The 14381-nt window shown below is 63.0% G+C and carries 14 protein-coding genes and 2 pseudogenes; 8 read left to right on the top strand and 8 right to left on the bottom strand.

From position 1 onward, the window contains the following. The first annotated feature begins 183 nt into the window (after nucleotides 1-183). The 5 genes and pseudogenes from cofH to FXF75_RS02705 all read left to right on the top strand — a co-directional run bounded on the left by cofH (nucleotide 184) and on the right by FXF75_RS02705 (nucleotide 5310). Nucleotides 184-1580, top strand: a pseudogene (gene cofH, locus FXF75_RS02725) (7,8-didemethyl-8-hydroxy-5-deazariboflavin synthase subunit CofH). Nucleotides 1581-1606: 26 nt separating this feature from the next. Beyond that, nucleotides 1607-2164: a metal-dependent hydrolase gene (locus FXF75_RS02720; RefSeq protein ID WP_163520012.1), complete on the top strand. Its 558-nt coding sequence runs from the start codon at nucleotides 1607-1609 to the stop codon at nucleotides 2162-2164. 144 nt (nucleotides 2165-2308) lie between these two features. Then, nucleotides 2309-3760 (top strand): ATP-binding protein, encoded by a 1452-nt coding sequence (locus FXF75_RS02715; RefSeq protein ID WP_163520011.1) that lies wholly within the window; start codon nucleotides 2309-2311, stop codon nucleotides 3758-3760. Next, a complete protein-coding gene (locus FXF75_RS02710) occupies nucleotides 3753-4205 on the top strand; it encodes a response regulator (RefSeq protein ID WP_163520010.1) in 453 nt (150 codons plus the stop codon). The genes FXF75_RS02715 and FXF75_RS02710 overlap by 8 nt, the downstream gene beginning before the upstream one ends. Continuing rightward, nucleotides 4198-5310, top strand: coding sequence for a hybrid sensor histidine kinase/response regulator (locus FXF75_RS02705; RefSeq protein WP_163520009.1), 1113 nt, complete (start codon nucleotides 4198-4200; stop codon nucleotides 5308-5310). The genes FXF75_RS02710 and FXF75_RS02705 overlap by 8 nt, the downstream gene beginning before the upstream one ends. A gap of 80 nt (nucleotides 5311-5390) precedes the next feature. Here the strand turns inward: FXF75_RS02705 and cofG are convergent, their stop codons facing one another. The 8 genes and pseudogenes from cofG to FXF75_RS02670 form a co-directional block, all read right to left on the bottom strand. After that, on the bottom strand, nucleotides 5391-6515 hold the full coding sequence (cofG, locus tag FXF75_RS02700; protein WP_163520008.1) for a 7,8-didemethyl-8-hydroxy-5-deazariboflavin synthase subunit CofG: 1125 nt from the start codon (nucleotides 6513-6515) through the stop codon (nucleotides 5391-5393). A 55-nt stretch (nucleotides 6516-6570) separates the two neighbouring features. Beyond that, nucleotides 6571-7179: a hypothetical protein gene (locus tag FXF75_RS02695; RefSeq protein WP_163520007.1), complete on the bottom strand. Its 609-nt coding sequence runs from the start codon at nucleotides 7177-7179 to the stop codon at nucleotides 6571-6573. Between the two features lie 5 nt (nucleotides 7180-7184). After that, the gene (locus tag FXF75_RS02690) at nucleotides 7185-8429 is read right to left on the bottom strand and encodes an ATP/GTP-binding protein (RefSeq protein ID WP_163520006.1); all 1245 of its coding nucleotides are present in this window, start codon (nucleotides 8427-8429) and stop codon (nucleotides 7185-7187) included. A gap of 62 nt (nucleotides 8430-8491) precedes the next feature. Further along, nucleotides 8492-9139, bottom strand: a complete 648-nt coding sequence (cofC, locus tag FXF75_RS02685) for a 2-phospho-L-lactate guanylyltransferase (protein WP_163520005.1) — start codon at nucleotides 9137-9139, stop codon at nucleotides 8492-8494. A 117-nt stretch (nucleotides 9140-9256) separates the two neighbouring features. After that, nucleotides 9257-9823 (bottom strand): hypothetical protein, encoded by a 567-nt coding sequence (locus FXF75_RS02680; protein ID WP_240334482.1) that lies wholly within the window; start codon nucleotides 9821-9823, stop codon nucleotides 9257-9259. After that, nucleotides 9742-10044: a hypothetical protein gene (locus FXF75_RS22375; RefSeq protein ID WP_240334481.1), complete on the bottom strand. Its 303-nt coding sequence runs from the start codon at nucleotides 10042-10044 to the stop codon at nucleotides 9742-9744. The genes FXF75_RS02680 and FXF75_RS22375 overlap by 82 nt, the downstream gene beginning before the upstream one ends. Then, a pseudogene (locus tag FXF75_RS02675) lies at nucleotides 10022-11202 on the bottom strand (tubulin/FtsZ family protein). The gene FXF75_RS22375 and the pseudogene FXF75_RS02675 overlap by 23 nt, the downstream one beginning before the upstream one ends. Nucleotides 11203-11497: 295 nt before the next feature. Next, nucleotides 11498-12382 (bottom strand): complex I NDUFA9 subunit family protein, encoded by an 885-nt coding sequence (locus FXF75_RS02670; protein WP_163520004.1) that lies wholly within the window; start codon nucleotides 12380-12382, stop codon nucleotides 11498-11500. Between the two features lie 101 nt (nucleotides 12383-12483). Here FXF75_RS02670 and tmk point away from each other — a divergent pair, with 101 nt between their 5' ends. From tmk to deoC, 3 genes are all read left to right on the top strand, one after another. Beyond that, on the top strand, nucleotides 12484-13104 hold the full coding sequence (tmk, locus tag FXF75_RS02665; protein WP_163520003.1) for a dTMP kinase: 621 nt from the start codon (nucleotides 12484-12486) through the stop codon (nucleotides 13102-13104). Nucleotides 13105-13135: 31 nt separating this feature from the next. Next, the gene (locus FXF75_RS02660) at nucleotides 13136-13573 is read left to right on the top strand and encodes a hypothetical protein (RefSeq protein ID WP_163520002.1); all 438 of its coding nucleotides are present in this window, start codon (nucleotides 13136-13138) and stop codon (nucleotides 13571-13573) included. A gap of 93 nt (nucleotides 13574-13666) precedes the next feature. Continuing rightward, nucleotides 13667-14308, top strand: coding sequence for a deoxyribose-phosphate aldolase (gene deoC / locus FXF75_RS02655; RefSeq protein WP_163520001.1), 642 nt, complete (start codon nucleotides 13667-13669; stop codon nucleotides 14306-14308). Nucleotides 14309-14381 lie beyond the last annotated feature (73 nt).

Here is a 14381-nt window from a genome sequence, read left to right as displayed (position 1 = left end):
CGCTTCGGTCGGACTAAGGCGTTTCCATTCACGTGCGCACTTTCGAACCTGTCACCCGCGAAAGTATGCATCTTCGCGCATCGGCCCGCGGCACCGCGACCCGCTTCGTCGGAAGCGGCGCCGTAGACCGACCCTCTGCCGTAACCCGTCGGTTTTTATCGCTCCCGGTCGTCGTCTGGGGTGATGGAAGACGCGGCCCGGACGAACGTCCCGCGAGAGCAGTTCGACTTCGACTGCGTGCCGGAGACCGACCAGTCGTTCGAGAACGCGCTGGCGAAGGCCAGCGACGGCGACCGTCTCACGGTCGCGGACGGCATCGAGTTGCTGACCACCGGTACCGACCGCGAGGGCATCGACCTCGCCCGCAAGGAGCGCGTGTTGGAGACCGCCGACCGGAGGCGGGCCGAGGTGGTCGGCGACGACGTCACCTTCGTCGCGAACCTCAACAACAACGTCACGACCGCGTGTAACACCGGGTGTCTGTTCTGTAATTTCAAGGACACCGCCCAGCACTTCGAGGAAGAGTCCGACGACGACCACGCCGGGTTCACCAAGACGCCCGAGGAGTCGCGCAGAATCGTCGAATCGGCGCGCGAGACGGGTATCTACGAGGTCACGTCCGTCAGCGGTCTCCACCCCGCGCTCGCGCTGGACGACGAACACGTCGAAATCCTCGAATCGAGCGACCGCGGCGACCTGAACTACAAAGCCGCGGCGGCCTACGAGACCGACCCCGGCACCTACGTCGAGCAGATGGAGGCGATGAACGTCGAGGGGATTCACCTCCACTCGATGACGCCCGAGGAGGCCTACCACGCCCGCCGGGGCACCGACTGGTCCTACGAGGAGGTGTACGGCCGCCTCGCGGACGCCGGACTCGACAGCGTGCCCGGTACCGCGGCCGAGATTCTGGTGGACGAAGTGCGGTCGGTCATCTGCCCCGGCAAAATCGGCTCCGACGAGTGGGTCGAGGCCATGGAGGCCGCGGCCAGCGTCGGACTCGACACGACCGCGACCATCATGTACGGGCACGTCGAGAACGAGGCCCACCGCGTCCGGCACCTGAAGCGGATTCGGGACCTGCAGGACCGCACCGACAACATCACGGAGTTCGTCCCCCTCTCGTTCGTCCACCCGAACACGCCCCTCGCCGAGCGCGGGATGATAGACGCGGGCGCGACGACCCACGAGGACGAACTGATGATAGCCGTCTCCAGACTCTTCCTCGACAACATCGAGAACATCCAGTCGAGTTGGGTCAAGTACGGCGACGAGCAGGGCCTGAAGATGCTCTCGTGCGGCGCGAACGACTTCATGGGCACCATCCTCAGCGAGGAGATAACCAAGCGCGCCGGCGGGGAGTTCGGCGAGGCCCGCTCGTTCGCGGAGTACGTCGAGATGATAACCGCGATAGGCCGGACGCCGGTCGAGCGCTCGACGACTACCGCCAGAAGCGCCTCATCGACCCGGACGACCCTCCGTTCGGCCCCGAACTCGGTCCGGCCGCCGACGGGACGCCGCTGGTGAACTCGAACGGAACGGCGGCCACCGCCGAGGACACTTCGCCTGCCGACGATTGAGCCACCGACGACCAGAGAGACGACGCATGATGAACACCACCCACGCCGCGATGGGGGTGACGTTGGCGGCCCCGCTCGCGGTCGTCGCGCCCGAACTCGCGCCCGTGGCCGCACTGGCCGGACTCGCCGGAGGGGTCTTCCCCGACCTCGACCTGCTGTCGGGCCAGCACCGCCGGACGCTCCACTTCCCGGTCTACTACTCGGTGGCCGCCGTCGCCGCGAGCATGCTGGCGCTCGTCGTCGGCGGTTCCGCGGCGCTCGCCGCCGCGTTCTTCCTCCTGTCGGCCGCGGTCCACTGCGTCACCGACGCCGCGGGCGGCGGTCTCGAACTCCGACCGTGGGAGGCCACCGACGACCGCGGCGTCTACGTCCATCCCGCGAAGCGGTGGGTTCGGCCGCGGCGCTGGATTCGCTACGACGGTGCGCCCGAGGACCTTCTGCTCGCGAGTCTGTTCTCGCTTCCGGGCCTGCTACTGTTCGACGGGGTGGTGCGACAGCTCACGGTGGTCGGACTGGCGCTCTCGGTGGTCTACGTCGCGGTCCGGAAGCGACTGCCGGAGATAGAGACGCGGTACCTGCGGTAGGTTCGTCCCGCCTCGGTCACTCGTCGGGTTGTCAGACCGGAGAGTGGTCCGTAATCGCCCATTCAGGCGCGTAAGTTCAAAGAGAAACAAGATTGTGGGCGAGTTCAATACACTTATGAAAGAAGATACGAACCTGCCAGACACATGGACACCTCGATAAGGGTGTTAGTCGTCGACGACAGCAGTTTCTACGCGCAGGTCGTCGCCGACACGCTCGCGACCGACTACGACATGACGACGATGAAGGCGAACGACGCCCGCGAGGGTCTGGAACGCCTCGATACCGCGGACGTCGATTGCGTCGTCACCGACTATCAGATGCCGGAGACGAACGGAATCGAGTTCCTCGAAACGGCGCGCGAGCGCGGTTTCGAACAGCCGTTCATCCTGTTGACCGGCACCGGAAGCGAGGCGGTGGCGAGCGAAGCGGTCGCCGCCGGCGTCACCCACTACTTCCAGAAGGACGAGGGCGAACAGCAGTTCGAGAAACTGGCGAACCAGATAGACAACGCGGTCGAACAGCGCCGCACCGAGCAGAAGTACGAACTGCTGGTGAACAACTCCCCGGACCTCATCGCGCAGATAAACGCGGACGGGGAGTTCGTGATGGCGAACGCCGCGATGGCGGAGAACCTCGACTCCACGCCGACGGCGCTGACGGGCCAGTCGCTGTTCGACGTCGTTCCCGACGACGTGGCCGAACGGCGACTCGAAATCGGCCGGGAAGTCATCGAGACCGGGACGACCAGACGGTTCGAGGACGGGTACGACGGCGAGTACTTCCACAACGTCTTCGCGTCGGTGGACCTGCCGGGCGAGCGCGAGACGTTTCAGGTCATCACGCGCGACATCACCGACCGCAAGGAGGCCGAGATAGAACTGAAGGAGACGGTCGAGAAACTGGAGGAGTCGAACGCCCAGTTGGAGCAGTTCGCCTACGTGACCTCCCACGACCTCCAAGAACCGCTTCGGATGGTGTCGAGTTACATGCAGTTGCTCGAACGCGGGTACAAGGAGGACCTCGACGAGGACGCCCAAGAGTTCATCGACTACGCGGTGGACGGAGCCAACCGGATGAAGGAGATGATAAACGACCTCCTGAAGTACTCCCGCGTGGACTCCAGAGGCGGCGAGTTCGAGCAGACCGACTTCGAGTCGGTCGTCGAACAAGCGACCGACAACCTGCAGGTGGCGATTCACGAGAGCGGTGCCGAGGTGACCCACGACCCGCTCCCGACCGCGGTGTGCGACGAGAGCCAGATGGTCGTGTTGCTCCAGAACCTCGTGAGCAACGCTATCAAGTACTGCGACGAGGAGACCCCCGAAATTCACGTGTCGGCCGAGCGCGACGGTGAGAACCACGTGTTCTCGGTGAGCGACAACGGCATCGGCATCCCGGAGGGCGAGTCCGACGAGGTGTTCCGCATCTTCTCGCGGCTTCACGGCAACGACGAGTACTCCGGCACCGGCATCGGTCTCGCCATGTGTCAGAAGATACTCGACCGCCACGAGGGCGATATCTGGCTCGAATCCGAGGTGGGCGAGGGTTCGACGTTCTACTTCACCGTCTCGGCGGGAGGTATCGGCGATGAGTAGCGGACCGCCCGGAGAGGCGATAGAGATTCTGCTGGTGGAGGACAACCCCGGCGACGTGCGCCTGACCAAGGAGGCGCTCAAGCAGGGCGACGTGCTGAACAACCTCCACGTGGTCAAGGACGGCGTCGAGGCGATGGCGTTCCTGCGTTGCGAGGACGAGTACGAGGGCACCCCCCAACCGGACCTCATCCTGCTCGACCTGAACCTCCCCCGCAAGGACGGCAAGGAGGTCCTCAAGGAGATAGACGAGGACCGCGAACTCCGGCGCATCCCCGTGGTCGTGCTGACCAGTTCGGCGGCCGAGGAGGACATCGTGAAGAGCTACGAGTTACACGCCAACGCCTACATCACGAAACCGGTAGACATCGACCAGTTCATCGAAGTCGCACAGAATCTAGAGCAGTTCTGGCTCTCGATAGTCAAGCTTCCACCGAACGATGAGTGAACGAGACGAGACCACCCAAGACAAGACGACGGTCCTGCTGATAGAGGACAACCCGGGCGACGCTCGCCTCTTCGAGGAGATGCTCCAGATGAAGGGCAACATACTGGACGACAGCGACAACCTCTCGCCGAACCTCTCGCTCGTCCACGAGGAACGTCTCGAAGACGGTCTCGAACGACTCGAAACCGAGTCGGTAGACATCGTTCTGCTCGACCTGATGTTGCCCGACAGCAGCGGGGAGGCGACTCTCGATTCGGTCCTCGACCAGACCCGCGAGGTCCCCATCGTCCTGCTGACCGGACTGAACGACCGGCAGTTCGGCGTGGACGCGGTCCAGCGCGGCGCGCAGGACTACCTCATCAAGGGCGAAATCGACGGCGAACTCCTCGTTCGCACCATGCGGTACGCCATCGAGCGCAAGAAGAACGAGCGTGAACTCGCCCGCCGGACCGAACAACTCGCCATCCTGAACCAGATTCTCGAACACGACATCCGCAACGACATGAACGTCGTCCGGGGCATGGCCCAACTCCTCCAAGAGGACATCGAGGACGACGACCACGAGGCGTACCTCGACCGGATGCTGGAGAACACCGGCCACGTGGTCGAACTCACCGAGACGGTCTCGACGCTGCTGGAGACCATCACCGGCGAGGAGGACCCCGACCTCGAACCCGTGGACGCGGACAGCGTCCTCGAAAGCGAACTCCGGAAGGTCCGGACCTCCTACGACGACGCCACCTTCGTCGTGGACGGCGAGATTCCCGAGGTGCGGGTTCGGGCGAACAACATGCTCTCGTCGGTGTTCAGTAACCTGCTCAACAACGCGGTCCAGCACAACGACGCTGACGACCCGAAGGTCGAAATCAGCGTCGAGACCGACGACGACGCCGTGACGGTTCGCATCGCCGACAACGGGTCGGGGATTCCGAGCGACCGGCGCGAGACCATCTTCGGTCGAGGCGAACAGGGCATCGACAGCACCGGCACCGGCATCGGTCTCTACCTCGTGGACACGCTCGTGGACCAGTACGGCGGTGACGTTCGCGTCGAGGGCGGGGACCCCCGAGACGCGGCGTTCGTGGTCGAACTGGTCGCTGTCTGAGCGAGGCGTCTCGGCGTTTTCGGAGTTTCTATGGCGTACCGTCTGCCCGAAGCCAGAAACGCCGGATTCAGGTTAGAAACCTAATCGGAGAGCGTCGCTCTGTACCGCTTCCCGGCCGCGTCCCCGGTCTCGATAGCCCGCCGAATCGTGTCCGAGACCCACTCGTCGTCCTCCGCCTCGCCGCCCGACGCCGCCGGAAGATAGCGCCGGTACACCGGCAGGCGCTCGCGCAGGGGTACCCCGGCCTCGTCGGCGATGTCCTCCAACTCCCGGAGCGCGGGCCACTCGTAGTCGGGGTTGATGTGGTCGTCCGTGACGGGCGAGACGCCCCCCAAGTCGTCCACGCCGCAGTCGAGCAAGTCTCGGGTCGGCGAGAGGTTCGGCGGGACCTGCACCGACACCGTCTCTGGGAGGCAGGCGCGGGCCATCGCCACGACCCGGCGCATGGTCTCGACCGAGGGTCGCTCGTACGACGAGCGCTCGTTCGGCACCACGTTCTGGACGATGACCTCTTGGACGTGGCCGTAGCGCTCGTGCATCTCGCGGATGGCGAGCAGGCTCTCGGCCCGGTCGCGCCAGTCCTCGCCGATACCCACGAGGATGCCGGTGGTGAACGGGACGCCGAGTTCCCCGGCGTTTCGGATGGTGTTGAGGCGCTGGCCGGGGTTCTTCACGCGGGGGCCGGCGTGGGCGTCCACGTCGGCGGTGGTCTCGAGCATCACGCCCATCGAGGCGTTCACGTCCGCGACGAGTTCCATCTGCTCGCGGGTCTGGTCGCCGGGGTTGCTGTGGGGTAGGAGTCCCTCCTCTAGCGCGATTTCGCAGACCTCCCGGAGATACGTGTGAATCGAGTCGTGGCCCCACTCCGCGAGTTGGTCGTGAATCCGGTCGTAGCGGTCGTCGGGGTCGTCGCCGAAGGTGAACAGCGCCTCGGTACACCCGGCGTCCGCGCCCGTCCGGACGATGTCTCGGACTTCCTCGGGCGACAGCAGCGACGCCTCGCCGGGCGCGTCGAAGTAGGTGCAGTAGGTGCAGGTGTACCGGCAGGCGGTCGTCAGCGGGACGAAGACGTTCTTCGCGAACGTGAGTTCGTCCGCGGCGTCCACGTCCGCGGGTTCCACCGAGAGCAGTCGCCGGACCTCGGTCTCGTCGAAGGTGATAGCAACGTCGTACTCGTCGGCCCCCGGAATGTCGGCACCTGCCATCCTCCAGAACTACGCCACCGCGAGGAAAAGGGTTTGGAAGTTCCGTCAGCGCAGTTCACAGGAGTGTTTGTCGAAGCAGTCTGTCGAACGACCCACCGTCGAGTAGTGATGCTAGTTTCTCGGCCTGTTCTTCCGAGTCGTCTTCATCCTTGTCAATACCTGCAGCCGTTTCGAGGTCTTCGCGGAATGCGAGAATCGTGAATCCAGTTCGGGGATCTCTACCACGCTCATTTTCGAGCGTGACCTCCTGCGCGACCATCTCGTGGCACCGTCTGAGACTCTTCACCTCACCGATTCGGAGGCCCGTACCTCGGTGCCGTTTTCGAACGCGCTCTCGAATATCGTCTACGAAGCCGTCGATTTCGGTCGTGTCGAGGTCAACGAGGACGTATTTTTCTACCGGCTTTGTCGCCAAATCGCGGATGACGAACGAGAACCCTCTCTTGAGGTTCGGCTTGCCGTTCTCCGACTTGACAAGGAGATTGTGGTCGTTCCATCCTCCTAAAAAGGAACGTATCTTGTCGGACTCCTCGTGGAGCATTTCGTCCTGCGAAAGATTCCCAATTACGAGTTGGTCGAACTGTGGATTATCGTGGTACTTGTCGAAGAACTTTCTCATGAAGCGTACGTCACGCTCACCCTCGCTGAAGACGATTTTCGCCATGGAGATTAAATTCCTCGAAGGTCTAGATGCAGGTCCTTGAGGTGGTGTTCCGCATTCTCGTAATCCATCACGTCCGCTCCGAAGTCGTCCATCTTGACCAGCGAGAACTCGTCTTCGAGGTAGTCACGCTTCTCCCCGGGCATCTCAGTGAAGAAGTCCTTGATGAAATCGTGGTCGTGCGTCGTAATGAAGAACTGGATGCCTTCGTCCCTTGCGAGGTCAATGAGGAAGTGGACGAGTTCGGCGACGTAACCGGGGTGCATGTGTGTCTCTGGTTCCTCGATGAGGACTATTTGGTCCTCTACGTCGTCGTCCATGAGTTCCCAAAGCAGGCCGACGATGGTCTTAAAGCCGTCACCCATGAAATTGTATGGTATCTGGTTTTTATTGCCACTCTCATCTTCAAACACGAGATAGTCGAGCGTGAATGTCTTGAGGTCGTCCACAAGTTTCGTGTCCTTGATGAAATCGCCGATGTCGTCTATCTTTATTGGCTCCTGTTCGTCGTCAGTTCGGTCGATACTCTCAATAAGATTCGTGGACTTAATGAACGACGCAAACCCTGTATTTTCAGGAGAACGTAGTGGTATTTCTCCAAATCCCATTTGAAGTTCCGTCTGTTCAGAATCGAACTCCATGAGTCCCACTAATCCCGAATTGCTTTTGATAAGAACGTTCTGCAAATCTTCCTGCCTAAGTTCCTCTGCGATTTGTCTCCAAATATCCTGTAAGAGCGTTCTTGTTGTATCCCCACAAAGTAGATACGGGAATTTGCCTGAACCCGTAGACAGTACTCTCATCTCGTCTTTGAGGTCAGTAAGTACTGTTTGTGTTAATTTCTCCTCTAGAAGTCGTTGCGCACTCTTATCTATTGTATCTTTGATATCATCCGCTCTCTCTTCAATAAACGAAGAGGAGAAATGCACTTCGTACTTTACTCTCTCAGAGACTACTTCTATCATGTAGCTTTGTGCCTCCGAACTAGTCGGAGTCCGAATGGCTGTTTCGACTTCCTGCTCCTGGACCTTCCCCCATATCTCACTGTAGTTGTGGTCCACATGGATAACCGAATCCATGTTGTCGCCGAAATCCTCATAGTGAGCAGGATTAAATAGCAAGTCCACAGCTTCTAAAAGCGAAGTCTTCCCGGTATTGTTGCGTCCAGTAATTAGATTAATATCGGTAGGCTCGAACTCCACCCGCTCCAAGCCCTTGAATCCCTCAACCTCAATGTGTTCGAGTTTCGTCATCGCTGTTCAGTTGCACCTATCTTGGCCCTCACGGTATTAAAACGGTAGCCTTCAATCAGATTCTAATCCCGAACCACGCCCACGCGACTCTCGTCGCTCGCCAACTCGAACCCGGCGGACTTCAGCCACTCCAACGACTTTCTCGTCGCTCGCGTGGCCGAGGTGCGTCGCGCCTCGCTTCCCCCGTGAATCAGCACCTCCGCCAAGTCGGCGCGCTCGTCCACGTCGGTCGCCAGTCGGTGCGAATCGACCACCTCGACCGCCGCGCCGACCTCTCGCGCGACCGCGAGGTGGTCGAGAAACGACGTGCCGTGATAGTCCACTCGGAACTCCGGATGGCGCGCGACCAGCGCGTTCGTCCCGCCGCCCCGGCCCGGCGCGACGACGACTTCGCCGTCGCGCTCGAACAACCGCCCGAGCGCGTCGGGCGTCGCCAGTGCGAGGTCGGCCATCACGACCGCGACCGCCTCCTCGGTCTCGGCCAGTACGGCGTTGACCGCCTCGGTCAGCGGTCGGTCGTCCACCGTCACCGGCGCGTCCACCGCGACCGGTGCAGTGGCGAGGAGTTCGGGTTCGCGGCCGGTCCCCCGAACCGCGGCCAGCACGTCCGCCAGCATCGCCTCGGCGAACGCGGTCCGCTCGTCGGCCGACAGCACGTCGGCTAGTCGCGTCTTCGGGTCGGTCGCGGCGTACGGGACGACGACTCGCATCCTGAGTAGGAACTCGCTCGTCCTCGCTTAAGAGGCTACGGAATAGCGTTCAGTGCGGAAAACGTTGCGGACGCGAATCGTGACCCCCAAAATCCCGGTCCGGAAAACACGGCCGCGTCAGCGCAGTTTGTCGTAGTCGTCCTGCTGGTTGGAGCGGTACCAGAGCGCACCGCCGACCACGACGACCAGTGCGAGCAGTCCGGCAGCGCCGTACAGCAGCATCTGAGTCTGCTGGCTCGACTGCTTGGAGCTTTCGGCCTTGTTGGCGGCCTCGTTGGCGAGGTCCACCGCGTTGCCGAAGTTCTCGGCGTCGAAGGCCGAGACGGCGTTCTCGAACGTGTCTTCGGCACCGGAAACGTCCGCGCCGGAGCCTTCCGCGGCGTCGATAGTCTCTCGGGCCGAGTCGATGGCGTCGCGCGCCTCCTGACTCTTCTCGGTGTACGGTCGGAACGTCCACGCCTTGATGGACTTGCTACTCCCGCCCTCGCGGACCTGATTCAGTTCGGCCAGCACCAGTTTCTGCGCGGGGTCGTAGGTGTAGTTCCCGACCTCGGGCACTGTCCCCTTCACGACGACCTTCACCTCGTACGCGTCGCTCTTCTTCAGCGCGTGGTCGAACGACTGGCCGTCGTAGGACTTCTGGTCGATTTTCGACCGCCTTGGTCGTACAGTTGGACGGTCCACGTCACGTCTTTCAGTTCGGTGGTCGCGTTCAACGTCCACGTGTCGTACTCGCTGAACGGCTTGGTAATCGTGAACGTCGATTTCACGTCCTCGCCGACCTTCTTCTCGTCGGGCGCGCCGCTGGCCGAGGCCGACATCGCCGCGGCGGGACCGACCGCCGAGACGACCAGCGTGGTGGCGAACAACAGCGCGAGTAGTTTAGAACAGTGGTTCGAGTTCATCGTCGTCGTCCTCCACGAGTTCCTCCAAGTTCTCCTCGCTCTCCTCCTGAATCTCGTCGATGTTCTCTTGTGCCTCGATGGCGATTTCCTGTAGCTCCTTGATGCGCGGGACGTTGTTGACGCCCGACAGGAGGACCACGCTGGCGACGTACTGGGAGTCGCTAACGGGGTAGTCGCCACCGCGGACTTCCATCGACCCGGTCTGCTCCTCGAGCCACTTCCGACCGCGCTCTATTCCCTTCCGATTGAGGTGTCGAGGCGGACCGCTCAGGACCAGCAGGGCGCGCTCGGTCCCCTCGATTTCGCAGGGTAGGGTGAGTCGGCCGAGCGCCGCTTTTCGGACGAGACTGGTGATTCGGTTCGTGGTGTTCGCGGTGTCGGTCTGGGTGTCTTCCTCGCCGCCGGTGAACCGCGAGAGCAGACCGCTGGAGGAGTCCTCGGTCTCGACTTCCTCGGCGGCGTAGCCGATGGTCGAGACGCCGCCTCCGGCGAGCGTGTTGATAATCTCGCTGGAGTCCACGACGCTCTCGGCGACTTCGTCGTTACCGCCGACTTCACCGGCACCGAAGAGGATGCCGAACCGTCGGACTATCTCCTCGTTTATCTCCGCGTACCCGCTCTCGATGGACTCGCCCGACTGTCGCCACGCGTCGTTGTCGAACACCATCAGGTTGTCCACTTCGCGGACGAACGTCTGGAACGACCGCGCTGCGTTCAGCGTGTAAATCCCACCCTCGTCGCCGCCGGGCAGGATGCCGAGACCGTACACCGGTTCGGTGTAAATTCGTTTGAGGTGCTTCGCGAGGACGGGAGCGCCACCGGAACCGGTGCCACCACCCATCCCGGCGACGATGAGAAACGCATCGACTTCGTGAACCGGGATGTTGTCGATGGCTCCCTGAATCTCGTCGATGTCCTCCTCGGCGATTTCCGCGCCGAGTTCGTTGTCCGCTCCGACGCCGTGACCCTTTACTCGGGATTGACCGATGAGGACACGATTGTCCTGGGGGACCTTGTCGAGTCCCATGAGGTCGCCTTCGCGGAGTTGACCGCGACCGCCGACCGCACTATTTCGCTTCCAGTTCGCTGGTCGTACTCCAGGAACTTGTCCACGATTTTCCCACCGGCCTGCCCGAAACCAATCATTGCAAGCTTCATTTTCCGGACCGTACTCCGTTGGGAGAAATACAACCACGAAGGGGTGATAATCCTTTTGGTCCGTTCCACAGAATGCAGAAACGGCTCGTTACGCAAAATCGCAAGACGGTAAGCCGATGTTTCCAAAATGGCTGAATCATCACCAGATGTCGAACATGTCTCTTTAAGTTTGTCCACGGAGGGACGTGTCCGAAAACAGCGGGGAGTGCGCCCCCGTCAGACACCCGTCAGACGGCGATTTTCCGTGGTTTTACGCGACTGCGACGGACCGCCGACGAGCGATACCCGACCACGGTCACTCCGAGAGACCGAGATACGACGACAGCGTGGTGAGGTCGCCTTCGTCGACACCGAACGCATCGATGTCGTTTCGAGAGACGGTGTTGTCGAGTCGTAGCGACCGGAACTGGTCGGCACCGAAGGGAACGAACGGGACGAACTCGGCCGCGCTCAGGCCGACCTTCACCAGCGGCATCGGAATCGGCAGGACGTTCGCCGGTTTCCCCTCCGCTCGGTAGACGAGCTTCGTCACGTCCCCCAGCGTGAGCACCTGCGGACCGCCGATTTCGTAGACTTCGCCGTCGCGTTCCTCCTCGACGCCCGCGGCGAGCATCGGCACGAGGTCACCGACCCAAATCGGCTGGAACCGGGTGGCCCCGCCGCCGGGAAGCGGAGTGACGTAGGGCGTACTCAGTTTCTTGGTGAACGAGACGAACTCGCCGCCCTCGCCGAAGACGACGGAGGGCCGGAAGATGGTGAACGCCAGCCCCGACTCGCGGACGACCTGTTCGGCCTGCCCCTTCGCGCGGAGGTACTCCGTCGTACCGTTCGGGTCAGCACCGAGGGCGCTCATCTGGACGATTTTGCGCACGTCGTGGTTCTGGGCCGCCGTCACGACGTTCTCGGTGCCGCCGAGGTGGACCCGCATGTGGGACTGCCCGCGCGAGGGTTGGAACAGCGGCGAGAGCGCGACGAGGTTGACCACGACGTCCTGCCCCTCGAAGGCACCCTCGATGGAGTCGTAGGCAGTGACGTCGCCGCGTACGCGCTCGACGCCCGCGGGGAAGTCCGCCTCGTCCGGGTCCCGCGCCAGAGCGGTCACGTCGTGACCGTCGTCGTTCAGCGCTCGCACGAGACGCGTGCCGATGAATCCGGTCCCTCCGGCGACGAGAATGTTCATGTACAGGATACGTACCGACGGGAATTAAAAGTACCTGCTACGGCGGGTCGTTCCGCGACCGACCCGCAGGCCTTTATACCGAGCCGAAACCACCTCCGAGTATGCTGATTACCTTGGAGGGTCTCGACGGGAGCGGGAAGACGACGGTCTGGGAAGTGCTGCGCGAAGAGTTCCCGGAGTTCGTCTTCACCCGCGAACCGACCGAGACGTGGTACGGCGAGGCGGTGAACCGCTCGGTCTCGGACGACGACGCCGACTCGCTGGCGGAACTGTTCCTCTACACCGCGGACCACGCCGCCCACCTCTCGGAGACGGTCCGACCTGCCCTCGAAGACGGGAAGGTCGTCGTCTCCGACCGCTACTCCGATTCGCGGTACGCGTATCAGGCAGTCAGCATCGAGGACCACGTCAAGCGTCCGCTGGAGTACATCCGCGGCGTCCACCAGCCGTGGACCCGACCGCCCGACGCGACCCTCTACTTCGAGGTGGACCCCGAGACGGGCGCTGCCCGGAGCGGCGCGACGAACAAGTTCGAGCAGGCCGCGTTCCTGAGTCAGGTCCAGCGGAACTACGAGCGACTTATCGACGCCGAACCCGAGCGGTTCGTCCGCATCGACGCCACGCGGTCGCCCGAGGAGGTCATCGACTCCGCGGTAGACGTGGTCGGGCGACTCCTCGACGACAGCGAGGAGCGCGACGGTCGAGACGAACGCGACGAGTAGGTCTTTGAATCCCGACCGCGTAGCACGCGCCATGGCGGACGAGGACGCCGGGCGGACCCAACCTCGCGAACGAGGACCCCGTGAACGCGACGAGGAGACGGATTTCAGCCTCTCGCTCCCGCCGATGTCCCTCCCGGAGATGCGCTTGCCCGAGCGCATCCGACTCGTCTTTCCGGTTCCGGACCCCCCGGAGAAGGTCTCGCGGCCGACCCGCGTCGAGGTGTCGTGGGTCCTGCTCGCGGTCGTCCTCGCGGACACGCTGGACGCACTCGCGGTCGTGTGGGCCGGGCCGGCGACGCTTCCGTGGGTTCGCGCGGCGGTCGGACTCCTGCTCTCGCTGGTGCTGGTCGGCGGCGCGGGACTGGTCTACGCGTGGGAACTGTTGGCTATTCTCGGCGGATTCGGCGCACTGTCGCTCGCGCCGACGCTGACCGCGCTGGTACTCGCGCGAATCGTCCTCTCTCGGTAGTCGGCCATTCGGCCGGGATACCGAGCGCCGCTTCCACCGAGCGACTCCGATGGACAGTCGGCTTTTTAGTTGCGGGCCGTCTCACGTCCGAATATGAACGACGCAGAACTCGCCGCGAAGATAGACCACACGGTCCTCGGACCGGAGACGACCCTCGACGACGTGACGGCGGTCCTCGACGAGGCCGACGAGTACGGCATGAACGCCTGCATCCCGCCGTGCTACGTCGCCGAGGCCGCCGAACACGCTCCGGAGGTCACCCTCGCGACGGTCGTCGGGTTCCCCCACGGGCAGAACGCCACGTCGGCCAAGCGCGAGGAGGCCGTCGTCGCGTACGAGGACGGCGCGGACGAGTTGGATATGGTACTCAACGTCGGCCGCCTGAAGGCCGGGGACGACGAGGCCGTCCGCGAGGACATCGAGGAGGTCGTCGCTTCGGTCCCCGTCCCTGTCAAGGTCATCATCGAGACGGCGCTGCTTACGGACGACGAGAAGCACCGCGCGTGCGAGGCCGCCGCGGAGGCCGACGCCGCGTTCGTCAAGACCTCGACCGGATTCGCCGACGGGGGAGCGACGGTCCCGGACGTGGAACTGATGAGCGAGTACCTGCCCGTCAAGGCCAGCGGAGGCGTCGGCAACTACGAACAGGCGAAGGCGATGCTGGACGCCGGGGCCGAGCGCATCGGCGCGAGTTCGGGCGTCGAAATCGTCGAGGACTTCCGAGAGAACTACTGAGTCGCCTGTCCGAAGATGGCGTTACTTCTCCGTGAGCGCGACGACGAGCGACTTCTCGTCGTGGGTTCCGACC

The sequence above is a fragment of the Halorussus sp. MSC15.2 genome, from assembly GCF_010747475.1.
GTDB lineage: Archaea > Halobacteriota > Halobacteria > Halobacteriales > Haladaptataceae > Halorussus.
This window is presented reverse-complemented; position numbering and strand designations above follow the sequence as displayed.